Raw genomic sequence first — 25,187 nt, 5'->3', positions numbered from 1 at the left:
GACCAACGGGAGGAGAACACATGTCCAAAACAGCAATCGTCACCGGCGGCTCGCGCGGCATAGGTGCTGCGATCTCGATCGCTTTGAAGAACGCCGGCTATTCCGTTGCCGCCAACTATGCCGGCAATGACGAGGCGGCGAAGAAATTCAGCGCCGAAACCGGCATCAAGACCTACAAATGGTCGGTCGCCGACTACGATTCCTGCGCCGCCGGGATCAAGCAGGTCGAGGCCGATCTCGGCCCGGTCTCGGTGCTGGTCAACAATGCCGGCATCACCCGCGACGCCATGTTCCACAAGCTGACGCGCGAGCAGTGGAAGGAAGTCATCGACACCAACCTCTCCGGCGTCTTCAACATGACTCACCCGCTGTGGGGCGGCATGCGCGACCGCAAGTTCGGCCGCGTCATCAGCATTTCCTCGATTAATGGCCAGAAGGGCCAGGCCGGCCAGGTCAACTATTCCGCCGCCAAGGCCGGCGACATCGGCTTCTCCAAGGCGCTGGCGCAGGAAGGTGCCCGCGCGGGCATCACCGTCAACGTCATCTGCCCAGGCTACATCGCCACCGAGATGGTCAAGGCGATCGACGAGAAGGTGCTCAACGAACGCATCATCCCGCAGATCCCTGTCGGCCGCCTCGGCGAACCGGAAGAGATCGCGCGTTGCGTCGTCTTCCTCGCCTCCGAAGACGCCGGTTTCATCACCGGCTCAACCATCACCGCCAATGGCGGCCAGTACTTCGTCTGACCGAATCGCACGGCCCGAGCGCAAAGTGCCGGCGTCTTCGCCGGTACTTTTGTTTAGAGCGTGATGCGTGTCGGTTCAGGCGACCAGCTTGAACTCGCGCTTCGCCGACGGCTTGCGCATGCCGGGCTGCTTCGGCGCCGGCAGCCTCGCCATATCGGCCCTGCTGAGACCTGACAGCTTCAGCGAAATCCTGCGCTTGGCGATCGGGTTGATGTTGACGAAACCAAGCACGAGGTTACGCAGGAAGCGCCTCAACGGGGTGCGCGTCAGCGCCATGCCGGTAAGCCGGCCGGCCAGTTCGATCACCTCCTTCGCCGCCGGGCGGCGAAGCGTCTCGTAGAGGTCGAGCTCGCTTTCAGGGCGGATGCCGTTGATCACATCGCCAAGCAGTTCTCCCAGCACCACGGCATCGATCAGTCCGGTGTTCATCCCCTGACCACCGGCCGGGCTGTGCACATGGGCGGCATCGCCCATCACGAACAGGTTCCCCTTGCGATAGGATTTGGCGATGCGGTGATGGACGCGGAAGCGCGTGCTCCAGCTTAGATCGAGAACCCGCGCCTTGCTGGCGGAAGGGCCACGGCTGTCCAGCAGCGCCTGGACGTCCGCGATGCCAGGCCGCTCCGGCGCCTCATCCATGGTCGCGACGATGCGGTAGGACCCGTCCGGCAGCGGCGCGACGACGACCAGCCCGCCCGGCGAGAACAGCAGCGAGACTTCCGTCGGGCCGAGCGGCCAGTCGAGGCGGACGTCGGCGAGAACAAAGGACCCGTCATAGGCCTCACCGTCGAAGCCGATGCCCGCAGCGTCGCGGACCACGCTATGCATGCCGTCTCCACCGACGACGTAGCGTGCCGCGATCGTGCTTTCACGTCCGTTCTGGACAAGAGTAACACGTGCTCCGTCCTTATCCTGCGTTACCCCTTTCGCCTCGACGCCGCGATGGATCCTGCCACCCAGTGCAGCAATGCGTTCGGCCAGCACCTTCTCGGTCAGGTTCTGCGGGATCATCAGCACATAGGGATATGCTGTGGGCAGACCGGCGAAGTTGAGATTGACCAGCGTCCGGTCGCGGTCGCGGATGGCAAAATTGTCGAGCTTCAATCCGAGTTCGACCAGGCGCCCGGTGACGCCGAGTGGCTTCAGTGTTTCCAGCGTCTGCGCATGGATCACGCCGGCGCGTGAGGTGTTGAGGCCTTCGGCGAGACGGTCGACCAGCACATGGTCGACGCCTGCCTGATGCAAAGCAATTGACAGCCCAAGGCCAGTTGGGCCGGCGCCAATGATCAGGACTTCGGTGGTATCGGGCAGCATTTTCTGGCTCCATTTGTCAACGCTTGGTGACTTTTAGTTTGAGCGCTTGAATTTGTCAACAGTCGTTGGCATATGAATTCTCATGATTACGAATCAGCCTAAGAAACCCAGCAAATCCGACCGTACCCGCGCACAAATCCTGGACGCCGCCAGACAGCTTTTCGCCGAGCATGGCTATGATGGCGCCTCGATCCGTGACATCGCCGCACGCGCGTCGATCGATCCGGCAATGGTGATCCGCTACTTCCACAGCAAGGATGAACTGTTCGCCAGGGCAGCGCTGTTCGACCTGCAACTGCCGGCAACCCAAGTGACCGACGAAAGCTCGATCGGTGATGCAATTATCCGACGCTTCCTTCGAACATGGGAAGGCTCAGTCAACGCCACCGGCATGGTCATCCTGCTGCGTTCAGCAGCATCGAACGAATTTGCCGCCGACAAAGTTAGGGAGATCTTCGCTACGCAGGTGAGACCGGTCGTTGCGGCGTTCGGCGACCCTGCCGACGCCGGCCGACGCGCCGGACTTGTCGCCAGCCAATTGCTTGGCCTGGCGACCTGCCGCTATCTGCTGCAGCTTCCACCGGTCGTTGCCCTGTCGCATGATGAAATCATCACCAGCATCGGCCCGACCTTGCAGCGCTACGTCACCGGAGCGGCGGCGGCCTGAAAGTCGGCCAGGCCGACGACTGTAAGCTGATCACTTGTGCTGTTCCGGCACGCAAAGATTAACAGCTCTGGCTCCGCCTGTGCGAAACCCGCGTCACAAGCTGTGAATTCTCGGTGGACAAGCTGTGCATAACACAACATGTTGGGGTGAACAAAACGGGAAAATCCCCACATCGCCAATTCGTCGCCGATTCGTTCCGGCTTTGACCGGAACGTTAACGACGAAGACCCAAGCCCACCAGCCAAATGGTTAAGGCCGGTTAGGAAAAGTCAATAATTTCATAACCTTGACGGCGACCGATTGGAGCGCGACGAGGCTTCGCCGACGAAGGTTAACGCGAACGCTCGCCTTGCATGAATCGGGCCAGTTTCAGGGATTCAGCATGTGGTGAGACTCCCGGTTACAAAATCCACATGTAGCCGTGAACAAAAGCTGAATCTGCTGGAGTCACTGATTCGTCGCCGTTTCGTTCCAGACTCGTTCCAACTGTTAATCGGAAGAGAATCCGGGGCTAGAAAGAAACTCCAGAACTGCCGGCCGGAACATTCCGCTTTCGCTTCGCGCCCGAAGTCCCTATGTGTCGCCTGTCATACGCGCCATGCGAGGCGCGCTCCCGACAACACGATGCAGAAAGCCTCATTTCCGGGCCGATGAACATCCAGCCGAAACACACCGAGCCGCTGATCCTGTCGGGCCGCGACGTGACCGCCGTGCTGGGGCCGACCAACACCGGCAAGACCCATCTCGCCATCGAGCGAATGGTCGCGCATGAGAGCGGCATCATCGGCCTGCCGCTCCGCCTTCTGGCGCGAGAAGTCTACGCCCGCGTCTGCGAAAAGGTCGGCGCCCACAAAGTGGCGCTGATCACCGGCGAGGAAAAGATCCAGCCGCCCGGCGCGAAATATTCGGTCTGTACCGTCGAGGCCATGCCGCGCGAAACCGACGCTGCCTTCGTCGCCATCGACGAGGTGCAGCTTGCCGGTGACCTCGAACGCGGCCACATCTTCACCGACCGCATCCTGCACCTGCGTGGCCGCCAGGAGACGCTGTTGCTTGGCGCGGCCACCATGCACGGCATCCTGCAACGGCTGTTGAAGGGCGTCTCTGTGGTGACGCGGCCTCGGCTGTCACACCTGGCCTATGCCGGCTCGAAGAAGCTGACCCGGCTGCCCCGGCGCACGGCGATCGTCGCCTTCTCCGCCGACGAGGTCTATGCCATCGGCGAACTGATCCGCCGACAGCAAGGCGGCGCCGCCGTCGTGCTGGGCGCCCTCAGCCCACGCACCCGCAACGCCCAGGTGGCAATGTTCCAGGCGGGCGATGTCGACTATCTCGTTGCCACCGACGCCATCGGCATGGGTCTCAATCTCGATCTCGACCATGTCGCCTTTGCCCAGAACCGCAAATTCGACGGCTACCAGTACCGCAATCTGACGGCGGCCGAGCTCGGCCAGATTGCCGGCCGCGCCGGCCGGCATCTGCGCGATGGCACCTTCGGCGTCACCGGCCAGGTCGATCCGCTGGACGAGGACCTGGTCAAGCGCATCGAAGGCCATGAATTCGATCCGGTGAAGGTGCTGCAATGGCGCACCGCGCATTTCGATTTCGCCAACCTCGATGCGCTGAAGCGCTCGATCGAGACCAACGCACCGGTCGAAGGCCTGACACGGGCGCTGCCGGCGGTCGATGCGCAGGCGCTCGAACATCTCTCCCGCGATGAGGACATCCGCGCGCTCGCCACCAATGCCAAGCGCGTGGCGCTGCTGTGGGAAGCCTGTGCGCTGCCCGATTACCGAAAGATCGCACCTGCCCAGCACTCCGACCTGATCGCCTCGATCTATACGGACCTCGCCAAACACGGCCATGTCGACGAGAACTACATGGCCGAGCAAGTGCGCAGGGCCGACACGACCGAAGGCGATATCGATACGCTGTCGCACCGGATTGCCCAGATCCGCACCTGGACATTCGTGTCCAACCGGCCGGGCTGGCTGGCCGATCAGGCACACTGGCAGGAAAAGACGCGCGAAATCGAAGACAGATTGTCGGATGCGCTGCATGAGCGGTTGACGAAACGGTTTGTAGACCGCAGGACTTCCGTCCTCATGCGGCGCCTTAGAGAAAATACAATGCCTGAAGCCGAAATCAGTCCTACCGGAACCGTCCTTGTCGAAGGCCATCATGTCGGCGAGTTGCAAGGGTTCCGCTTCACCGCCGACCAGAGCGCTGGCGGCGAAGACGCCAAGGCCGTGCGCACGGCGGCGCAAAAAGCACTGGCCGCCGAGTTCGAGGCGCGCGCCGACCGTTTCGGCGCCTGCGCCAATGGCGACCTCGCGCTCGGCTCCGACGGCACGCTGCGCTGGATCGGCGCACCGATCGGCACGCTGGTTGCGGGCGAAGACGCGCTGAAGCCGCGCCTGGTGCTTCTGGCCGATGAGCAGCTGACCGGCCCGGCCCGCGACAAGGTCGCCGCGCGCGCCGAGCGTTTCGTCAATTTCCAGATCGAATCCCTGCTGAAGCCGTTGGTCGACTTGAAGAATGCCGAGCAGATCACCGGCATCGGCCGCGGCATCGCCTTCCAGCTCGTCGAACATTTCGGCCTCATCAACCGCCGCGACATCGCCGAGGAGATGAAGTCGCTCGATCAGGAGGGACGCGCCGCCTTGCGTCGGCTCGGCGTGCGCTTCGGCGCCTACCATGTCTTCGTGCCGGCGCTGATCAAGCCTGCTCCGGCCGGGCTGATCACACTTTTGTGGGCGCTGAAGAACGACGGCAAGGACAAGCCTGGCTTCGGCGACGTGGTGCACGCGCTGGCCTCGGGCCGCACCTCAGTGGTCATCGACCCGGCTTTCGACAAGACTTTCTACAAGCTCGCCGGCTACCGCAATCTCGGCCGCCGCGCCGTGCGCATCGACATTCTGGAACGGCTGGCCGACCTGATCCGCCCGGCGACCAACTGGAAGCCCGGCCTCGGACAGCGCCCGGACGGCGCCTATGACGGACAGTCTTTCATGGTGACGCCGCCGATGATGTCGATCCTGGGCGCAACCGCCGACGACATGGAAGAGATCCTAAAGGGTCTCGGCTACCGCGCCGAGCCGAAACCGCCCGCAGAGGTGAAGGCGCGGCTGGAAGCGCAGGACAATGCAGCGCGGGAAGCCGCAGCGGCCAAGCTGGCAGCGGACGAGGCTGCAAAGGCCGAACAGGCCAAGGCGGCGGAAGCCACCGCAACTGACGCTGTCGCCCAAGCGCCGGTCGACGGTTCTGAACCGACTGCCGTCACTAAGGTTACAGCTGAGGAGCCCGTTGCCGAAGTGGCAGCGGAGGCTGTTGAAGACGCTCAGCCGCCTGCCGAAGTTACGGACGAGACATCTCTGGCGGCGGAAGCCGCGGCTGAAACACCTGCGGAACCCGCAGTTGAGCCAGAAGCGGAAGTTGCCGAAGTTCCGCCTGCAGCGGTCGAGGCGGAAGCGGAAGCCGTCGAGGCCGCATCGCCAGAACCCGCCGCCGAAACCTCAGTTACAGCCGAAGTGACCCCAGCCGAAGCGGCCGTGGCGGAAGCTGCTGCCGGCGAAGCCGCGCCAGAGGCTGAAGAACCAAAGCCGATATTGCTGTGGCGGCAGGGCCGTTTTGAGCAGCGCCCACGCCATCGGCACGAAAACCGCCAGGACAATCGTCCGCGCAACGGCCAGGCTGCCCGCACCGATGCGCCTGCCGACGCTGCCGGCGGACAGCCCGCAACCGGCGAACGGCCGGCCTATCAGGGCCGGCGCGACCAGCGCGACGGTGCTGCCAAGCCGCGCTTCGACCGTTCGAAGTTCAAGCCCAAGCCGCAGGCCGAAGGCGAACAGCGCCGCGACGGCAAGCTGCAAGGCGAGCGTCGCGAAGGCCGCCCAGACTGGAAAGGCGGCAGGTCGGAAGGCAAGGGCGGCTCGCAAGGCGGCAAGCCGGCCTTCCAGCCCAAGCCGCGCGAGGAGCGTCCCGTGCGCTTCGATCCGGATTCGCCCTTCGCCAAGCTCGCCGCCTTGCGCGATCAGCTGAAGAAGTAGGCTCAGGCGCGCTGCGATGGTTGCTGAAGGTCGTCAGCGCATCGACAAATGGCTGTTCTTTTCGCGCGCGGTAAAATCGCGCTCGCTGGCGGCCAAGCTGGTGATCGCCGGACGCGTGCGCGTTAACAGCGACAAAGCAGCGCAGGCATCGGATCTGGTCAAACCAGGCGACGTTTTGACCATCACGCTCGAGCGCCGCATCTCCGTCTGGAAGGTGCTCGGCACCGGTGTGCGACGCGGCCCCGCCGAGGAAGCGCGCACGCTCTATGAGGATCTGTCACCGCCGCCTGCGCCCAAAGGCGAGGCTGTCGCCGATGCCATTCCCGCGTTGCGCGAGGCCGGCAGCGGCCGGCCGACCAAGAAAGAGCGCAGGCAAACCGACCGGCTGTTTGGGGATAACTGAGAGGATCTGCGGTCTCCGCCGTGCCGGTGATCTGGAATTCCATTCCGGAAGCGCCGGTCCCACCGGCAATGGCCGCCCTTGCAAGCGGCAGGCAAAGGCGTTACCTCACCAAAAAGCCTGATAAAATCGGGACGTCCCGGAGCCGACCAATGACCTATGTCGTGACCGACAACTGCATCAAATGCAAGTACATGGACTGCATCGAGGTCTGTCCGGTCGACTGTTTCTATGAAGGCGAAAACATGCTCGTCATACATCCCGACGAGTGCATCGACTGCGGCGTCTGCGAACCGGAATGTCCGGCCGATGCGATCAAGCCCGACACCGAGCCGGGTCTCGACAAATGGTTGCAGGTCAACACCGAATACGCCGAGAAATGGCCCAACATCACCGCCAAGAAGGAGCCTCCGGCAGACGCCAAGACCTTCGACGGCGAGGCCGGCAAGTTCGAGAAATATTTCTCCGCTGAGCCAGGCGAAGGCGACTGATGCTACGGCCGACTTGGCCGTCATAACGCTGCGTAACGCGCATCACAGATTACCTGCCTTGACAGGCGGCGATGTCGCTCGGCCTTCGCGTTTGCAGCAAAACCTTGATTCTTCCTACTTTTTGTGCTACATCAGCTGAAACATGCCGGTGACACAACGTCGATTTATGGCGCAAGCGCCCCAAATCACTGAAAGGTGAAATCCCCAATCGGACCAGAGCGATCTGGGCCAGGCAGTCGCTATGTGTGCGGTTTGCCGGTCCCGGCTTTTTCCGATGGGTTCATCTGTTGTGCGGCTAACGATCGGTTTCCCCGGTCGCACGCGTTCGGACCGGCAGGCCGCCGGTGCCACAACAAGGAGTTCAGGGCGTAATGGCAACGATCCCCCCGCAGAAGAAGTCCACCGCGGCACGTCACGGTTTCAAGACCGGCGAGTACATCGTCTATCCGGCGCACGGCGTCGGCCAGATCGTCTCGATCGACGAGCAGGAAGTTGCGGGCCACAAGCTGGAACTGTTCGTCATCGACTTCCAGAAGGACAAGATGCGCCTGAAGGTGCCGGTCGCCAAGGCGACCTCCATCGGCATGCGCAAGCTGTCCGAAGAGGATTATGTCGAGCGCGCGCTGAAGGTCGTGCAGGGCCGTGCCCGCGTCAAGCGCACCATGTGGTCGCGTCGCGCCCAGGAATATGATGCCAAGATCAATTCGGGCGACCTGATCTCGATCTCGGAAGTCGTGCGCGACCTCTACCGCGCCGACAACCAGCCGGAGCAGTCCTATTCCGAGCGTCAGCTCTATGAGGCCGCGCTCGACCGCATGGCCCGCGAGATCGCCGCGGTCAACCGCATGTCGGAAACCGAAGCTGTGCGCCTGATCGAGGTCAACCTCAACAAGGGCCCTAAGCGCGGCGCCAAGGCCGACAATGAGGAAGCCGAGCAGGAAGAAGCTGCCTGATCGCTTTTGCAGTCGAATTCATGAAAAACCCGGCCTCGGCCGGGTTTTTTGTTTTGAAACCCTACCCTCCCGCTTGTGGGGAGGGTCGCTGCGAAGCAGCGGGGTGGGGGTGCGTAGCACCTGTCCCCACCCGGACCTTCGGTCCGACCTCCCTAAGCTTCCTTCTCGGCTTCCTGCTTCAGCGTGGCGATAAATCGCTTCGTCCGCTCCCGCTCGGGGGTGGAGAACACCTTTGCCGCAGCGCCTTTCTCCACAACCACGCCGGCGTCGAGGAACACCACCTCCTGCGCGATCTTGGACGCAAGCCTGAGATCGTGCGTTGCCATCACCATGGTCGTGCCTTCGCTGGCGAGTTTTCCCAGCACGTCGACCACTTCCTGCGCCAGTTCGGGATCGAGCGCCGAGGTCGGCTCGTCGCACAGCAGCACCTTTGGCGACGGAGCCAGCGCGCGGGCAATCGCCACACGCTGCTGCTGGCCGCCCGACAGCGTCGCCGGCCAGGCATCGGCCTTGTGCACCATCCCCACCTTTTCCAGCAGCGCCAGCGCTCGCTCGCGCGCCTTGGCCGTTGGCCATTTCAGCACCGTCACCAGCCCCTCCATGACGTTCTCGATGGCGGTGCGATGCGGGAACAGCTGGAAATTCTGGAACACCATGCCGGTCTGCAGCCGCAGCCGCTGGATGTCCCGGCTGGGGACCTTGATGCCGGGACGGAATTCCAGCGTCTCGTCGCCGATGCGCACCGTGCCGGAGGTCGGGATCTCCAGGAGGTTGATACAGCGCAGCAACGTGCTTTTTCCCCCGCCGGACGGGCCGACCAGGGCGGTGACGCTGCCTTCGGCAATGGTGACCGTCACGCCTTTCAGCACCAGATTGTCGCCGAAGCGCTTTTCGATGTCGGTGAGGCCGATCATGAGCGCGCCTCCAGAAAGCCGCCATAGCGGTTCAGCCGCTCCTCCAGCCGCGTCTGCAAGGCCGATAGCACCGAGCTCATTGCCAGATAAAGGATCGCCGCTTCGACATAGAGGATCAGCGGTTCATAGGTGGTGGCGACGATGCGCTGCGCCGCCTGGAACATCTCCGGCACGGTGATGGCGGCGGCCAGCGAGGTATCCTTGACCAGCGAGATGAAGGTGTTGGACAGCGGCGGCACCGCGACCCGGCCGGCTTGCGGCAGGATGGTGCGCCGCATCGCCTGGCTCCAGGTCATGCCGATCGAATAGGCCGCCTCCCACTGCCCTTTCGGCACCGAGCCGATCACGGCGCGGATGATTTCGGAACTGTAAGCGCCGATATTGAGGGTGAAGCCGATCAGCGCCGCCGGAAACGCATCGAGCAATATGCCGACCGAGGGCAGGCCGTAAAAGATCAGGAACAGCTGCACCAGAAGCGGCGTGCCGCGAAAGATCCAGACATAGAAGCGAACCACGGCGACCAGAGGCTTCGGACCGAACAGTCGCACCAGGGCGACAACCAGCCCGACGAACAGGCCGAGCGCAAACGACAGCAGCGTTAGCGGTACGGTGAAGATCAACGCCGCCCACAGCAGCGTCGGCAACGAGTCCAGCATCAGGTACAGCCAGTGCGGCACGAACGGCTCCTTCCCTCACAGACTGCCGGCCATGACCGGGAGTGCGATTGTGCTTCTCATATCATGCGAAAAGCGGCGAGCCGTCAAAGACGGCCCGCCGCTGTTGTGTCATTGCCGCCGGCGACCGCCGGGAGACCTTCGTTACTGCGAAACGTCCTGGCCGAAATAGGTGTCGGCGATCTTCTTGTAGGTGCCGTCGGCCTTGATGTCGGCCAGCGCCTTGTTGATCGCGGCCACCAGTTCCGGATCGCCCTTGCGCACGATGACGCCGGAATAGTCGGCGTTTTCTTCCTGCGCGGCGATCTTCACATTGGCGTCAGGCTTGTGCTTCTTGAAGTCGAGGAACGACAGGCTGTCGTTGATGGTTGCGTCGGCGCGGCCGGTGAGCAGCAGCTGGATCGACTGGTCGAAGCCGTCGGTACCGACGAGCTCGGCGCCGTTGGTCTCGGCAAGCTTGCCGAAATTCGAGGTCAGCGACTGTGCTGACTTCTTGCCCTTGAGGTCGGCAAAGGCCTTGATGTCGGTGTCGTCGCCGCGCACGATCAGCACCGCCTTGGAGGCGATGTAGGGATCGGAGAAGTCGTACTTCGCCTTGCGCGCGTCGGTAATGCCGACCTCATTGATGACAGCGTCGTAGCGGTTGGCGTCGAGGCCGGCAATCAACCCGTCCCATTTGCCTTCGAGGAACTCGACCTTCACGCCAAGCTTGTCGCCGATCGCCTTGGCGATCTCGACGTCGAACCCGACCAATGCTCCGGATTCGTCGTGATAGGTGAAGGGCGCGTAGGTGCCTTCGGTGCCGACCTTGATGGTGCCGGCCTGCTTGATCTGGTCGAGATTGGCGCCGGCATGGCCTGATGTGACGGCCAGAACCTGCAGCGTTCCGGCGACGATGAGCGAATTGAGCCATTTCATTTTTCTGTGATCCCGTCCTTGGCCGGTGTCCGGCGTCTTGTGAGAGCCGGAAACTGACAGATAGAGCACCGCAAAATAAGGAACCAGATTTCAAAAAAATGCCGATCCAGGAATCAGATTCTCAAAGCAATCTGATCCATGCCAATCGGCCCGCTTTGCAGTGTTGGCTCACTCTCCCGAACAGCACAAAACAACCGCCATCGGCGGCGGAACCAATCCCCGGTGTGGCACGTTCATGCCGTGTTGTAGGGCGCTGCGTTTCCATTTCAAGAACCCCAGCTGCGCCAGACCCAAAGCAATTCCAGGAAAAGTGGGAAACCGGTTTTCCGTCCGGAATTACGTCAGACCAGGATAGCGGCCTCCAGGCCGTCCGAAAATGTCCGGGAGCAGGAGCGCGGCATGATCGAAGACACGGCAGGACGGACCATGGTCCGCGCGGCGATGAAAGCCCCCTACCTCGAGCGCGACGAGGAGCATGTTCTCGCCTTGCGCTGGAAGGAAGACCAGGACCAGCAGGCGCTGCACCAGATCACCGTTGCCCATATGCGGCTGGTCATCTCGATGGCTTCGAAATTCCGTCATTACGGCCTGCCGCTCGGCGATCTGGTGCAGGAAGGGCATGTCGGGCTGCTGGAAGCGGCGGCGCGTTTCGAGCCGGAGCGCGAGGTGCGCTTCTCGACCTATGCGACCTGGTGGATCCGCGCCTCGATGCAGGACTACATCCTGCGCAACTGGTCCATCGTGCGCGGCGGCACCTCGTCGGCACAAAAGGCGCTGTTCTTCAACCTGCGGCGTCTGCGCGCCCGGCTGGCCAATGGCGCCGAGCCGATCTCCAACGCGACGCTCTATCGCGAAGTCTCGGTAGCGCTCGGCGTCTCCGAAGCTGACGTGGCGATGATGGATTCCAGGCTTTCCGCGCCTGACTCCTCGCTCAACGCGCCGTTAGCCGACGATACCGGAACCACCGAGCGCATGGATTTCCTGGTCTCGGACGATCCGCTGCCGGACGAAGTCGCCAGCGACACCATCGATTTTGAACGCCGCCTGCTCTGGTTGAAGGCAGCGCTCGGCGCGCTCAATGCCCGTGAACTCAGGATCATCGAGGAACGACGGCTGAGCGACGAAGGTGCGACGCTCGAGGCGCTTGGCGAAACGCTCGGCATTTCCAAGGAGCGCGTCCGCCAGATCGAGGCCCGCGCTATGGAAAAACTGAAGGTGGCGCTGGTGAAGCAGAACCCTGAGTTCGAGACGCAGGCAGCCTGAAATATCTTGTTGTCTGCAGTATTAATTTAATTGCCAACCAAAAATAAGATCAGCACGTCTGATTTTCTTCTCCTCATTCCTACATTGTGAATTCTTTAACAGATATCCTGAGCTGCAGGGTGTATGTTGGGGTTCACCAGATCATAGCGGATGAGGATTTTGCCATGTCGCGACTCTGCGTGTTTCTTGCAGCTTTGATCCTTGTGACCCTGACGACTTTCGACGCCAGCGCCGATCGACGGGTTGCTCTCGTGATCGGCAATTCCGAATACCGGGAACTTCCGGCGCTCAAAAACCCGGACAAGGACGCCGGAGACGTTGCAAACACGTTCCGGACGGCCGGCTTCGACGTTTTCGTCGCCAAGGATTTGACCAGACTTCAGCTCGAGCAGCGTTTCCGCACCTATCTCGCGGCGGCTGACGGTGCTGATCTCGCGGTGGTCTATTATTCGGGCCACGGCTTCCAGATCGGCGGCGAGAACTTTCTCATCCCGGTCGACGCCACGCTTAAGGATGCGGCCGACGTGGAAGTTCAGGCAATCAAGCTCGATGACATGTTGCAGCAGTTGCGCTCGAAATCGAAAATCCAGGTGATCATCCTCGACGCCTGCCGCAACAATCCTTTTCCACGTAAGAACTATTGGCTTCGCGACCAGCTGATCGTCGCCAGCGGTAGCGGATTGGCGCAGGTGAAGGGTTCTGAGAACGCACTGATCGCCTTTGCCACCGAGCCGGGAGCCTTTGCCTATGACGGGCGCGGCAATCTCAGCCCATTTTCTTCCGCCTTCTCCCGTCGTGCGTTGGCGCCGAACCAGGAGATCAGGGCCGTCATGGCCGCCGTGCGCCGCGACGTGGTCAAGGCAACCGATGGCAAGCAGGTTCCATGGGAGAATTCCTCGCTTCTCGACGATGTCTTTCTGATGCCCCGCGCCAACCACCCGGCGCTGCCACCGGTGCTGGAGAAGATCGTCCCGTCCGGTATCGGGCCAGTCGCGCTGGATCTGCCGGCGCCAGTTGACGTCGACGGCGGCGCAGTCAGCGTCAGCATCGACAGCCTGCCGGCACTTGGACGACTGACGCTTGATGGTAAGCCCTTGGCCATGGGCGAAAAGATCGAGGGCAAGGACCTGCAACGTCTGCACATGGACGGCCCCGAATTGACGGGTGCGCAGGAACAGGTGGAAACGCTGGCCTACACCACGCACAACGAGTGGGGCGGCGAATCCCAAGGTGTATTGCTGTTGCGGATCAGAAACGGCGCGGGCGCAGAGGGCAAGCAACTCATGGCCTCAATCGCCGCCGAGCAAAAGCAGGCGGTGATTGAGCGCGGCATTCGTATCGCTGACGCCGCCGAGGCGATCGAAAACCGCGACATCGAAATCCCCGTCGGCGTCGGCCCTATTCCGCTCAAGCTGGATTTCCCGGCCAAGGACCCGTCGATCAGCCTGAAGCTTGCAAGCTATCCGGCAACGGGGACGCTGTCCCTGCCGGATCGCATCCTGTCGCCTCAATCGAGTCTGATGGCCGACGATGTCGACAAATTGCGCTACGAGGCGCAGATCGGCTCCGCGACGCCGGTCGAGATCGGCTTTCAGATCCGTGCCGACAACGCGTCGAAGGCGGCGACGCTAAAACTGTCGCCAAGCGTCGATCCCTGCGATCGAGCGGCGGGCGAACCTCTCGACCTGCAAGGCATTGTCCCGGGCCGGCTGGCGAACGAGATCGGCGACGACGCGGTTGAGCTCTGCCAGGCCTCGGTGAAGGTCTATCCAGAGATTGCCCGCTTCCGCTACCAACTCGGACGGGCGTTGCTGGCCTCGGGCAAGGTCAATGAGGCCAGGCAGGAAATCCAGCAGGCCGCGGACAAGGGATACGTCCGCGCGGCTTTCGCGCTCGGCTCCATCGTCTCGTCGGGAATAGGGACGGCCCCGAATCCCGAACAGGCCAACCGCCTCTACTCGGACGCATCCGAAAAGGGTGACCCCTACGCCATGACCGCGTGGGGACGTACCCTGTTCAATGGCCGCGGCGTCCAGCGTGATGCCGCCAAGGGATTGGACTTGCTGCTCAAATCTGCGGCGATGGGGCATATCGATGCCATGAACGATCTTGCGTCGATCTTCATGGAAGGTCGCAATGGTGTTCCGGCTGATCCGGACCGCGCGCTCGCCTTCTTCAGAGCCGGGATGGAGCGGCAACAGATGTATTCCTTGGGTGTTCTCAGCACACCGAAGCGGGTCGCCTTGGCTATTCCGGCGTGCAAGGTCCGGCCCCCGAAAATCATCACGAAAATAAAGGTAGTTCCCATACCCGCGCCAAGACCGAAGGCCCCGAAACCCGAGCCGCAAACCGGCCGGGTATCGTGGGCCGGCAACAACGGTGATGGTTCCGAGCACCGTTCTGCAAATCCCGGTGGTGGCGAGAACACCAGTAGCGAAGGTACAGATGGCGACGGCGGTACCGACACCAACACTGACACCGACAGCAACTTCTGAGAGTGGCAGTGACCGCAGCCGTGCATCGCACGGGCAGGCCCTATCGAACCGGACTGCGCTGCTACCTGTCCGTGACGATCTTGACCTTGTCGCCGGCCGAAACCGAGGCGCCCGGCGACATCGCGTTGAGCACCCTGAACAGATCGAGCTTGCGGTCGACGCCGACCATCTGCGCCGAGAGCGAGCCCATGGTCTGGCCGGCCTGAACGGTGACGACGCGGATGTGCAGTGGCTTCAGCGCCGCCTTTTCGGCCGCACTCAGGATGCGGAACGAGCCGCTGACCGAGCGCGCCACAGGATCGAGCGTCGAGCTGGCCGAGGGGGCCGCCGTCAAAAGCCGGTAGACCTGGCCGCCGGCGCGGATCACCGCAATGTCGAACTGCCAGCCGTCGGCGCCGGCATGCGCGGTCGCCGCCTCATTGCCGTTGATCGTCTCCTGGCGCACGCTGGTCTCGTCAAGACCGGCCACCCAGCCGCTCCTGATATAGTCGGTCAGCGCGCGGTTCTTGTCGATCGATACGCCGTCGAAGCGGATCGCCATGTCGCCGGGGCCCGTTGCCGTCACTGCCGCCGCCGTATTGTCGATGATGAAACCGTCCGGCACGGTGAACGACACGCCGAGGCCCGGATGCAGGAAGGTCTGGCCGCGCACATAGCCTTCTTCCGGCGTGTCGCCGTAGAGCAGGCCGTCGATGCCGGCCAGGAAGGAATCGCGGTCGCGCGTGCCGACGCCCGGCGCACCGAACTGGCGGGCGTGGCGCTGCGCCAGATCGATGCGCTGCGGCGTGTTGGGGTGCGTGGCCAGGAAGTCGAGGCTGGCATCGGTGGCGCCCGATATCGAACGGAAATCGGTATAGGCCGACATCGACTGCAGGAAGCGGCCGGCAGCGTAGGGATCGTAGCCGGCCTCGCCGATCGACTTGATGCCGATGGCGTCGGCCTCCAGCTCCTGGTTGCGCGAGAACTGCGCCAGCCTCAACTTGCCGCGGATCAATGCCGCCTTGGCGGTCGGGCTGTCGCCGAGCACATCGGAAACCACCTTGGTCGCCAGCCCTTCCTCGGCCTCGAGCTGCTGGCGCTGCAGGCCATGGTTGGCGGTGACGTGGCCCATCTCATGCGCGATGACGGCGGCGAGTTCGGCCGAATCATTGGCCAGCGCCAGCAGGCCGCGGGTGACGTAGAGATAGCCGCCCGGCAACGCGAAGGCGTTGACGTTGGGCGAATTGAGGATGGTGATGCGATAGGTCTGGGTCGGATTGGCCGACACCACGGTCAGGCTGCCGACGACCTTGGCCACCATGCGCTCGAGCTTGGGATCGGAATATTCGCCGCCATAGGTGGCGAGGATGCGCGGGTGCTGCGCCTTCGCAAGCTCCGCGAGCTTGCTGTTGGCAGCGACATTGTCGACCGTGATCGGCTTGTCGGAAGGCTGAAAGCCTGATTCCTGCACCTCGGGCGGCGTGAACATCTGGCAACTGGCCAGCGCCACGGCAAGGCCGGCCAGCACGAGGAAGCGCACCAGCGGTCTGCGTCTCAAAGTGTCAGTGCCGGTCGACAGCGCGGCGTCCCTTCAGCTCTCGGCGCATGACCTGGACCCAGGGGTCCACGCCAGCGAAAAATCGAATTTTCGGTGGCACATCCTGCACAAATCAAAAAACCTACAGCGTTTTACACATCCGGATGGATGCGGCGCTGTAGGGGGCAAATCACGGCTCGTGCCGGACCGGTACTGGGCGGACCTAGCCACATCAACCGGACCATGGCAAGCAAGCGCCACATCACCTGTAGCCGGTTTGGTCGTAAATTATGTCCGCTTCCGGGCAACATGGCGTGAACCGCCCGAACTTGCGCCGATATAGCGTCGAAACGCTTCAGGGCCAGTGCCATCGAAAAAATCGGCGGCAAGTCCCGTTGCGGCAACCCTGCCATTGTCCAGAAAAACCATCTCCTCGCCGATGCGGCGCGCGTCTTCCGGCTGATGCGTGACGAACAGCATGGTCATCGCGCGCTCGGCATGGAGGCCGGCCACCAGGTCGAGCATGTCGTCGCGCAGTGCGGGTCCGAGCGAAGCGAACGGCTCGTCGAGCAGCAGCACCGGCCGGTCGCGCACCAGCACGCGGGCGAGCGCCACGCGCTGCCGTTCGCCGCCGGAGAGCTCGCGCGGCAGGCGCTTTTCCTTGCCGGCAAGGCCGACACGCTCAAGCGCTTCGGCGATTGCGGCGCGGTCGGCTTGCGTCAGATTAAGCGACGGCGAGCGGCCGAGCCCGACATTCTTCTCGACAGAGAGATGGGCAAAAAGGTTGTTTTCCTGGAACACCATCGAGACCGGCCGTGCCGACGGCGCGGAAGCGCCGACATTGGCGCCGCCGATCAGCACGCGGCCGGATTGCGGCGTCTCGAAGCCGGCGACCAGATTGAGCAAGGTCGACTTGCCCGAACCGCTGGCCCCCATGATGGCGGTGATCTTCGACGCTGCGAATTCGACATCGAACAGGAACGGCGTCTCGCCATAGCTGAACGCGACCTGGTCAAGCCGCACGGCCGTGCCTTTTGCCATGGCGGAAGTCACGATCTTTCTCCTCGTCCCAACCAGTCCGCGCCGACCACCAGAGCCAGGCAGACCGACCCGAGCAGCAAAGCCAGTCCGGCGGCGTCGGCGGTGCGGTAGCTGCCCATGCGCGCCAGCAGGAGATAGGGCAAGGTCTGCACCGAATCGCTGCCGAACAGCGCGATGACGCCAAGGTCGCCGAGCGACAGCGCCATGGCGAAGGCAAAGCCGGTGGCCAGCGGCCGCCGTAGCGACGGCCAATCGACCAAGCGTAGCCGGTTCCAGCCGGAAATGCCGAGCTGTGCGCACAGCTTTTCGTGGCGTTCGCTCGCTGCATCATAGGCCGGACGCATCGCACGCATGGCAAAAGGCATCGCCATCACCGCATTGACGGTGATGACCATGACGGGCGCGATGGCAAAGACGTCGCTGAACGTGCGCAGCAGGAGAAACCAGCCGGCCCCGATGACGATGGGCGGCACGACGAGGACAAAACCGGCGCCGGTGTCCGCCGCGTGTTCGAGCAACGAACGCGCGCTGGAGCGACGGCTTAGCGACAGCGCCCGGCGCGCCATGATCAGCGACAGCGACAGCGCCACCGAAAGCAACGCCGCCAGCAGGCCGAGACCGGCGCTGGTCAGCGTCGCCTGGCGCACCGCGCTCTCGCCGGCCAGCCGGCTGAGATCGGCGCCAAGGCCTGATGCGACGGTTGCCGCCATCGGCCCGGCGACGAACAGCAAGGCAAGCACGATCAACGCCGTGTTGAGCGCCGTTTCGATCGGGCCGGCCGAGAGATAGCGGCGTGGCGCCACCGGCAGGTTGGCGTCGCCGGTCACATTGGCCCCAAGCCGCGTCAGCGCCAGCACGACGGCAAAGGTCAGCGCAATCTGCAGCACCGTCAGCGTCACAGCCCGCGCCGGATCGAAGTCGAAACGCAGCGCCTGGTAGATGGCGACCTCCAGCGTCGTCGCCGCCGGCCCGCCGCCAAGGATGAGGACGATGGTGAAGGAGGTGATGCAAAGCATGAAGACAAGCCCGGCGACAGCAGGCAGAGCCGACCGCAGCACCGGCCATTCGATCAGCCGAAAGGCTGGCCTCGCCCCCATGCCGAGTTGGCTTGCCAGCCGCCATTGATCGGCAGGCACCGTTCCCAGAGCTTCGAGGAACAGCCGCGTTGCCAGCGGCAGATTGAAGAAGACATGCGCGATGAGGATGCCCGACAGGCCATAGATATCGGGCCAGCTTCGGCCGGCGATCGCGGCGAAATAGCCGGCTCGGCCATAGAGCGCCAGTGTGCCCAGCGCCGCGACGATGGCCGGCAGTGCCAGCGGCACGGTGAACAGCTGCAACATGAAGCCGCGGCCAAGGAAGCGCGGGTGCCGCGATAGAGCGCGCGCGACGAACAGCGCCGGCACGACGGAAAGCAGCGTCGAGAGGACTGCCTGCCAGAGCGTGAAGCGGACGACCCGCAAGAGATAGAGATCGAAGGCGGACGCAGCGCCTGTGAGGTCATGTGCGCCTTCGCGGATGAGCCCGGCGAAGGCGCCGCCGATCAGCAACGCGATTGCCGCAAGCGCGACGATGCCGGCGGTGATGCGGGGGTCAGAGGGTGCGCGTTGCACGCAGCACCTGCATCGAGGCGTTAGCTGGGCTTGGCGAATGCCGCGTTCCTTCGCGCCCCCCTCTGTCCTGCCGGACATCTCCCCCACGAGGGGGGAGATTGGCTTTCACGACGGCTCTCGCCAATCGCCGGCGTTGCAGGAATGAGCGGAGCGCTGAAACAGCCAATCTCCCCCCTCGTGGGGGAGATGTCCGGCAGGACAGAGGGGGGCGCCGTAGAGCACTCATCTTTCGATAATAGCGTATTTACTTACTCATCACCGAAAGCCACTCATCCACCCAGGCCTTCCTGTTGGCCGCGACCTCTTCCGGGCTGAACAGCAAGGTCTTGGTCGGCATGACCAGCCTGTCGAACGCCGGGTTGAGCGGCTTGTCGGTCTTCCCCGCCGGGAACATCCAGTTGGTCTCCGGAATGACATCCTGGAATTTCGGCCCGGCCATGAAGGCCATGAACTTTTGTGCCAGCGGGTTCTTCTCACCCGTGGTGGTGATGCCGGCGACCTCGATCTGCAGATACTCGCCTTCCTCGAAAGACGCCGCCTGATAGCGCTCGGTGTTCTCGGCCACCATGTGGTAGGCCGGCGACGTCGTGTAGGACAGCACCATCGGCGCCTCGCCCTTGGTGAACAGGCCGTAGGCTTCGCTCCAGCCCGGCGTCACCGTCAGCACCTTCGGCTTGAGCTTCGCCCAGGCTTCCGGAGCCTTGTCGCCATAGACCGATTTGACCCACAGCAGCAGGCCGAGGCCCGGCGTCGAAGTCCGCGGATCCTGGATGACGATCTTGTCTGCAGCGGCGCCCTCGACCAATTCCTTCAGGCTCTTCGGCGGGTTCTTCAGCTTTTCGGTGTCGTAGACGACGGCGAAATAGCCATAGTCGTAGGGGACGAAAGTATCGTCGCTCCAGCCGCCCGGCACGTTGTTTTCGGCCACCGCGCCATGCGGGACGAACAGCCCGGAGGCCTTGGCTTCCGCGGTCAGGTTGGTGTCGAGGCCAAGCACGATATCGGCCTTGGTCGATGCGCCTTCGAGCTTGACGCGGTTGAGCAGCGCGACGCCGTCGGCGACCGAGACGAAGTCGAGGGTGCAGCCGCATTCGGCCTCGAATTCCTTCTTGACCGCAGGGCCCGGCCCCCAGTCGGCAGTAAAACTCTCATAGGTGTAGACGGTGAGTTTTTCCTGCGCGGATGCAGGCACAGCCAGAAGCGAAACAGCAAGGCCCAGGGCTGGGACAAGATGGGACAAGAACATGCGCATCGGCGCCTCCTTCGTTCGTGTTGAAAGGAATTGAGGCGTCGGGCTGTCCGAAGCGTCTAATCCCTCCGCCGGGACAAACCGGATCAGGTTCAGCGGGTTGGCGAGACTGCCTCTCAGCCGGTCCGCGAAGATCGCGTCCGGCACCCCGTTAGAGCGTTTCGACACATAGGCCCGGCCAAGGTGCCACGCAAGCGGAAGTTTGCTCGCGCATGATCCCGAACCGAAGGTCAGCGAACGCAAAGAGTGGAAACCGGTTTTCTCGGACAAACGGGAACCGTTTTGTCCGGAGATCATGCCCCAACAAAAAGCTAGCCAGGGCTCGGCCTTCCGTTTCGCCGGCGGGGCTGGTAAGGGCCACCGGATATGAGCACATTCACCATCCTGCTTGGCGGCGACCTCATCGGCACGCCGCGGCTCGACCGCCAGGTCGAAGGCACGCGCGTCATCGCCGCGGACGCCGGCATCGGCCATGCCCGCCTGCTCGGCCTGATGCCGGAGCTTTGGGTCGGCGACTTCGATTCCGTGCCGGCGGGCCTGCCCGCCGATCTCGCCGCAGTGCCGCGCCAGGTATTTCCGCCCGAAAAGGACAAGACCGACGGCGAACTGGCCATCGCCGCCGCACTGGAGCGCGGCGCCACCAGCCTGGTGCTGGCCGGCGCTTTCGGCGGCAAGCGCGCCGACCATGCCTACCTGCACCTGGCGCTCAGCCTGCGGCTGGCCGAGGCAGGTACAAAAGTGCTGTTGACCAGCGGCGCGCAAGAAGGCGTCCCCCTTTTGCCGGGCAAGGCCGGCTTCGACTATGACGACGGCACGCTGTTTTCCGTGCTTGGCCTTTCCGATCTCTCGGGCCTCACCGTTTCCGGTGCCAAATGGCCGCTCGACCATGTCGAGGTCGCCTTCGGCTCGTCGCTGACCATCTCCAATGAGGTCAAAGGCAAGCTCGAAATCGCACTTGGCCATGGCCGCGCGCTGCTGCTCGCCCATCCCCATCCCTTGCCTGAAAGCTGACATGGCCCCGCCCCTTCTCAACCTCGACGGGATAAAACTGACTTTCGGCGGCACGCCGTTGCTCGACGGCGCCGAACTCACCGCGTCCGCCGGCGACAAGATCGCGCTCGTCGGCCGCAACGGCTCCGGCAAATCTACGCTCTTGAAGATCGCCGCCGGGCTGATCGAGCCGCAGGACGGCGAGGTGTTCCGCCAGCCTTCGGCGACCGTGCGTTATCTCCCGCAGATGCCCGACATGGATGGCTTTGCCAATGTCCGGGCCTATGTCGAGGCAGGGCTCGGTCCCGCCGACGATCCCTACCGCGCCACCTATCTGATGGAGCATCTCGGCCTCACCGGCACCGAAAACCCCAACGATCTTTCCGGCGGCGAGGCCCGCCGTGCCGCGCTTGCCCGCGTCATGGCGCCGGAGCCCGACATTCTGCTGCTTGATGAGCCGACCAACCATCTCGATCTGTCTGTTATCGAGTGGCTGGAAGAGGAGCTTGTCCGCACCTCGTCGGCGCTGATCGTCATTTCGCACGACCGTCGCTTCCTCGAACGCGTCTCGCGCGCCACCGTCTGGCTCGACCGCGGCCAGACCCGCCGCCTGGACAAGGGCTTTGGCCATTTCGAGGAATGGCGTGACCAGGTGCTGGAAGAGGAAGAGCGCGAGCAGCACAAGCTCGGCCGGCAGATCGTGCGCGAGGAACATTGGCTGCGCTACGGCGTGACGGCGCGGCGCAAGCGCAACATGCGCCGCCTCGGCGAACTCCAGACCATGCGCCAGCGTTTTCGCGGCCATCGCGGCGCCGAAGGCTCGGCCACCATGGTGGCGAGCGACGCCGCCGAATCCGGCAAGCTGGTGATCGAGGCCAAGAACATCGAGAAGAGCTTTGGCGACCTCACCGTGGTCAAAGGCTTTTCGACCCGCATCCAGCGCGGCGACCGGGTCGGCCTGGTCGGACCGAACGGTGCCGGCAAGACGACGCTGTTGAAGATGCTGACCGGTGAGTTGAAGCCGGATGCCGGCTCGGTGCGGCTTGGCACCAATCTGGAAATCGCCACGCTCGATCAAAAGCGCGAGTCGGTCGACCCGGCCGAGACGCTGGCACAATATCTCACCGACGGGCGCGGCGAAAACCTCGTCATCAATGGCGAACAACGCCATGTCGTCTCCTACATGAAGGATTTCCTGTTCAAGCCGGAGCAGGCGCGCACGCCGGTGCGCGAGCTTTCCGGCGGCGAACGGGCGCGGCTGCTTTTGGCCCGCGTCCTGGCCCGGCCGGCCAACCTTCTGGTGCTTGATGAGCCGACCAACGATCTCGACATGGAGACGCTGGAGCTGCTGCAGGAACTGGTCGCCGGCTTTGCCGGCACAGTCATCCTGGTCAGCCATGACCGCGACTTCCTCGACCGCACCGTAACCAGCATCATCGCACCGGACGGTGGCGGCCGCTGGATCGAATATGCCGGCGGCTATTCCGACATGCTGGCGCAGCGCGGCGGCACCCGGCTCGACGACCGCAAGGTGCGGACCAAGACTGAGGCCGGCGACACGCACGCAGCAGGCAGAAGCGAGGCGGCGGCGCCGAAAGGACCCGCCAAGAAACTGTCGTTCAAGCAGAAATTCGCGCTGGAATCGCTGCCCAAGAATATCGAGGCGGTGACGGCCTCGATTTCACGGCTGGAGAACAACATCGCCGATCCCGCCTATTACGAGCGCGACCCCGCCTCGTTCCAGAAAACCATCGCCGCCCTAGACAAGGAACGCGCCACGCTGGCAGCGCTCGAGGAAGAGTGGCTGGAACTGGAGATGCTGCGCGAGGAGATGGAGGGCTAAGCTTGCAGCTTTGCAGGCGTGCTGCCATGCTCTTGTCCATAGGTATCGTAGGGCCGTTGAAATGGCTGATGCTCAGTCTTCACTCAAGCTCTCCATTGAGCTTCCATTGATCGAAGAGGCTGAAGCCTTGGGGATCAACATCGCTCACGCCGCAGAGGCGGACACCGTCAAAGCGATCGCTGCGGAAAAGACACGTCGATGGCAAGAAGAAAACAAGGATGCCATCGACAGCTCGAACGACTACGTCAGGCGTAACGGCCTGCCGCTGGCCAAATATCGCCCGTTTTGACCTGGCCTCGATTTCTCTCTGCAACCGAAAGAGCAGCGAACGGATTGAACGTCGCTTCTCAGCCCGCTGTCTTCGCCTGCCAGGCCTTCAGCGCCTCGTCGAAGACCTTCTCGCCGGGGATGCCTTTTTCCATGGTCAGCAAGGCCCGGCGTCCGGTCTTGTAGACCACTGGCACGTCGATCCAGTCCTGTCCCCTGAGCAAGGTCAGATTGGCGTCCTCGTCGGCCTTGGTGTCGTTGAGCGCCACCAGGAAGAAGCCGTCGGCGATTTTGGCAGGAATGCCGATCAGCGGGCTGCCGGCATCCTGCTCCGAGCTCTTCATGGCCACGCGCAGGATGTTGTCGACGCCACCGCCGTCGAAGCCCTGCGGCGTCAGGAAGATCATCTCGATGATGTGGCTGGCCGGCAGCGTCTGGTCGGTGTTGCGGCGGATGGTCATGCGCAGCTGGATGTCCTTGCCGGGAATGGTCGCCTCGGCGCGGATCGCTGGCTCGGGCGGCGCGTCGCCACCGGGCGATTCCTGCACCAGCGACCAGACGATGCTGCCGGGTTCGGCCGAGCCTTGCGAAGTCGAGGTGCGTTCCTCATAGAAGATCGCCTTCTGTCCAACCGCAACGGTCGGCTCGGGAGCGGCGGCCGTCGGCGCCGCGGGCTGCGTGCCGGCTGCGGGCGCCGGCGGAGTGGCCGCGGCATCAGCCGGTGCTGCACCATTGGCCGGCGGAGCGGCGCCATCGGCTGGCGGCGTTGCCCGCGGCGTGGCGGAAGCGTCAGGCGCCGGTGTGGCGGGCGCGGGCGTGGCGGGCACAGCCGTGGCTGCGGCATCGCTGGGGGGTGGGGTCGCAGGCGCTGGCGTCGCCGCCGGGGCCGGAGCCGGAGGCGGCGGCGTGGTCAGTGCGGCGACGGATTCGCCCTCGCCAATACCGCTTTGACCGGCCGCGGGACCAGGGTCGGTCTCGCCGCCTTCCGGCGTCAGGCGCTGCGTGAATTTGGTTCCCTCGCCGGCAGCAGCCGGTGCGGGCGCCTCGGCCGCGGGCTTCGCCGGCGCCGGCTTGACCAGCGGTTCGGTCGAGACCGTCTTGGTGTCGCCAAGACCGAACATCGAGCTGAACGCATCCTTGTTCAGCCAGATGCCGTAGCCGCCGCCGGCGACCACAAGCAGCGCGGCGACAGCGGCGATCAGCCCGCCATAGCTGCGCTTGCGTTCGGCCGGGCGCAGGCGTTGGAATGTATCCCCGGCCGGCTGCTCGTCATTGGCAAACACATCGGCGCTGTCGTCGTCGGCGTCCAGCTCCGCGGCCTGCTCGTTGACGGTTTCGGCGCGCGCAGCAGGCGGCGGTGGTGTCGGTGCGGGCCTTTGCCAGCTCGGCTCCGTCCGGGCGACCGGCGCCGGCTGCACGGGTTTCGCCGGCTGCCAGGCCGGTGCAGGTGCCGATGCAGGCGTGGTGGACGGCTTTACATGACTGGGCTGGTTCTTGTTGCGGTCGATGGAGGAGAAGATGTGTTCGAGCTCGGCCAGCGGATCGGATGCCGGTGCCGGTTTGGCATAGTCCCGCTCGACGCTCGAAATGGCGTCTTCCAGCGAGCGTTTCTGCTTGTCTATGGCCTCGGGAGCCATCGGCGGCGAATATTCCGCAAGCTTCTTCGCCAGCATGGCACGAACGCTATTATAGATGCGCGCACGCTTCTCAGGCGTCTCGTCGCCGTGCTTCTCGAACGCGTTTTTCAGAACAGCAACGAAATCAGCCATGCTTCAATGGACCTG

General features: G+C 63.7%; 20 protein-coding genes and 1 riboswitch. Of the genes, 11 read left to right on the top strand and 9 right to left on the bottom strand.

Features of this window, described 5'->3' with window-relative positions; translation table 11 throughout:
* The first annotated feature begins 20 nt into the window (after window positions 1–20).
* Entirely contained in the window at window positions 21–746 is a 726-nt protein-coding gene (gene phbB, locus ACWGTO_RS01000; protein ID WP_454573022.1) for an acetoacetyl-CoA reductase, read from the top strand.
* Between the two features lie 75 nt (window positions 747–821).
* Here the strand turns inward: phbB and ACWGTO_RS00995 are convergent, their stop codons facing one another.
* Entirely contained in the window at window positions 822–2,060 is a 1,239-nt protein-coding gene (locus tag ACWGTO_RS00995; RefSeq protein WP_454573021.1) for an FAD-dependent oxidoreductase, read from the bottom strand.
* Window positions 2,061–2,142: 82 nt separating this feature from the next.
* Here ACWGTO_RS00995 and ACWGTO_RS00990 point away from each other — a divergent pair, with 82 nt between their 5' ends.
* The 5 genes from ACWGTO_RS00990 (at window position 2,143) to ACWGTO_RS00970 (ending at window position 8,620) form a co-directional block, all read left to right on the top strand.
* On the top strand, window positions 2,143–2,727 hold the full coding sequence (locus tag ACWGTO_RS00990; protein WP_454573020.1) for a TetR/AcrR family transcriptional regulator: 585 nt from the start codon (window positions 2,143–2,145) through the stop codon (window positions 2,725–2,727).
* 650 nt (window positions 2,728–3,377) lie between these two features.
* Window positions 3,378–6,776 (top strand): helicase-related protein, encoded by a 3,399-nt coding sequence (locus ACWGTO_RS00985; protein ID WP_454573019.1) that lies wholly within the window; start codon window positions 3,378–3,380, stop codon window positions 6,774–6,776.
* Between the two features lie 16 nt (window positions 6,777–6,792).
* Entirely contained in the window at window positions 6,793–7,179 is a 387-nt protein-coding gene (locus tag ACWGTO_RS00980; protein WP_454573018.1) for an RNA-binding S4 domain-containing protein, read from the top strand.
* A gap of 149 nt (window positions 7,180–7,328) precedes the next feature.
* Window positions 7,329–7,667 carry a ferredoxin FdxA gene (gene fdxA, locus ACWGTO_RS00975; RefSeq protein ID WP_027031582.1) on the top strand — a complete coding sequence of 113 codons (339 nt, stop codon included), beginning with the start codon at window positions 7,329–7,331 and terminating at the stop codon, window positions 7,665–7,667.
* A gap of 371 nt (window positions 7,668–8,038) precedes the next feature.
* Window positions 8,039–8,620 carry a CarD family transcriptional regulator gene (locus ACWGTO_RS00970; RefSeq protein ID WP_454573017.1) on the top strand — a complete coding sequence of 194 codons (582 nt, stop codon included), beginning with the start codon at window positions 8,039–8,041 and terminating at the stop codon, window positions 8,618–8,620.
* Between the two features lie 152 nt (window positions 8,621–8,772).
* Here the strand turns inward: ACWGTO_RS00970 and ACWGTO_RS00965 are convergent, their stop codons facing one another.
* The 3 genes from ACWGTO_RS00965 to ACWGTO_RS00955 form a co-directional block, all read right to left on the bottom strand.
* Window positions 8,773–9,534, bottom strand: coding sequence for an amino acid ABC transporter ATP-binding protein (locus ACWGTO_RS00965; RefSeq protein WP_454573016.1), 762 nt, complete (start codon window positions 9,532–9,534; stop codon window positions 8,773–8,775).
* Window positions 9,531–10,211, bottom strand: a complete 681-nt coding sequence (locus ACWGTO_RS00960) for an amino acid ABC transporter permease (protein WP_112559636.1) — start codon at window positions 10,209–10,211, stop codon at window positions 9,531–9,533. The genes ACWGTO_RS00965 and ACWGTO_RS00960 overlap by 4 nt, the downstream gene beginning before the upstream one ends.
* Window positions 10,212–10,352: 141 nt before the next feature.
* Window positions 10,353–11,126, bottom strand: a complete 774-nt coding sequence (locus ACWGTO_RS00955; protein ID WP_454573015.1) for an amino acid ABC transporter substrate-binding protein — start codon at window positions 11,124–11,126, stop codon at window positions 10,353–10,355.
* 399 nt (window positions 11,127–11,525) lie between these two features.
* Between ACWGTO_RS00955 and ACWGTO_RS00950 the strand changes: the two genes are divergently transcribed.
* Both ACWGTO_RS00950 and ACWGTO_RS00945 read left to right on the top strand, forming a co-directional pair.
* Window positions 11,526–12,389 (top strand): RNA polymerase factor sigma-32, encoded by an 864-nt coding sequence (locus ACWGTO_RS00950; protein WP_454573014.1) that lies wholly within the window; start codon window positions 11,526–11,528, stop codon window positions 12,387–12,389.
* Window positions 12,390–12,553: 164 nt separating this feature from the next.
* Complete coding sequence (locus ACWGTO_RS00945; RefSeq protein WP_454573013.1) at window positions 12,554–14,884, top strand: caspase family protein; 2,331 nt, start codon at window positions 12,554–12,556, stop codon at window positions 14,882–14,884.
* A 61-nt stretch (window positions 14,885–14,945) separates the two neighbouring features.
* On the opposite strand, the gene ACWGTO_RS00940 is transcribed toward ACWGTO_RS00945, so the two are convergent.
* From ACWGTO_RS00940 to thiB, 4 genes are all read right to left on the bottom strand, one after another.
* Entirely contained in the window at window positions 14,946–16,352 is a 1,407-nt protein-coding gene (locus ACWGTO_RS00940) for a M48 family metalloprotease (RefSeq protein WP_454573493.1), read from the bottom strand.
* A 336-nt stretch (window positions 16,353–16,688) separates the two neighbouring features.
* A complete protein-coding gene (gene thiQ, locus ACWGTO_RS00935) occupies window positions 16,689–17,441 on the bottom strand; it encodes a thiamine ABC transporter ATP-binding protein (RefSeq protein WP_454573492.1) in 753 nt (250 codons plus the stop codon).
* 8 nt (window positions 17,442–17,449) lie between these two features.
* A complete protein-coding gene (thiP, locus tag ACWGTO_RS00930; protein WP_454573012.1) occupies window positions 17,450–19,054 on the bottom strand; it encodes a thiamine/thiamine pyrophosphate ABC transporter permease in 1,605 nt (534 codons plus the stop codon).
* A 244-nt stretch (window positions 19,055–19,298) separates the two neighbouring features.
* Window positions 19,299–20,306 (bottom strand): thiamine ABC transporter substrate binding subunit, encoded by a 1,008-nt coding sequence (thiB, locus tag ACWGTO_RS00925; RefSeq protein WP_454573011.1) that lies wholly within the window; start codon window positions 20,304–20,306, stop codon window positions 19,299–19,301.
* Window positions 20,307–20,349: 43 nt separating this feature from the next.
* Window positions 20,350–20,464: riboswitch (TPP riboswitch) on the bottom strand.
* A gap of 205 nt (window positions 20,465–20,669) precedes the next feature.
* Between thiB and ACWGTO_RS00920 the strand changes: the two genes are divergently transcribed.
* The 3 genes from ACWGTO_RS00920 to ACWGTO_RS00910 all read left to right on the top strand — a co-directional run bounded on the left by ACWGTO_RS00920 (window position 20,670) and on the right by ACWGTO_RS00910 (window position 23,425).
* The gene (locus tag ACWGTO_RS00920; protein WP_454573010.1) at window positions 20,670–21,314 is read left to right on the top strand and encodes a thiamine diphosphokinase; all 645 of its coding nucleotides are present in this window, start codon (window positions 20,670–20,672) and stop codon (window positions 21,312–21,314) included.
* A gap of 1 nt (window position 21,315) precedes the next feature.
* Window positions 21,316–23,136: an ABC-F family ATP-binding cassette domain-containing protein gene (locus ACWGTO_RS00915; RefSeq protein ID WP_454573009.1), complete on the top strand. Its 1,821-nt coding sequence runs from the start codon at window positions 21,316–21,318 to the stop codon at window positions 23,134–23,136.
* 61 nt (window positions 23,137–23,197) lie between these two features.
* Entirely contained in the window at window positions 23,198–23,425 is a 228-nt protein-coding gene (locus ACWGTO_RS00910; protein ID WP_454573008.1) for a type II toxin-antitoxin system CcdA family antitoxin, read from the top strand.
* A gap of 58 nt (window positions 23,426–23,483) precedes the next feature.
* Here the strand turns inward: ACWGTO_RS00910 and ACWGTO_RS00905 are convergent, their stop codons facing one another.
* The gene (locus tag ACWGTO_RS00905) at window positions 23,484–25,172 is read right to left on the bottom strand and encodes a hypothetical protein (RefSeq protein WP_454573007.1); all 1,689 of its coding nucleotides are present in this window, start codon (window positions 25,170–25,172) and stop codon (window positions 23,484–23,486) included.
* Window positions 25,173–25,187 lie beyond the last annotated feature (15 nt).

This window comes from Mesorhizobium sp. PL10 (assembly GCF_053714315.1).
This window is presented reverse-complemented; position numbering and strand designations above follow the sequence as displayed.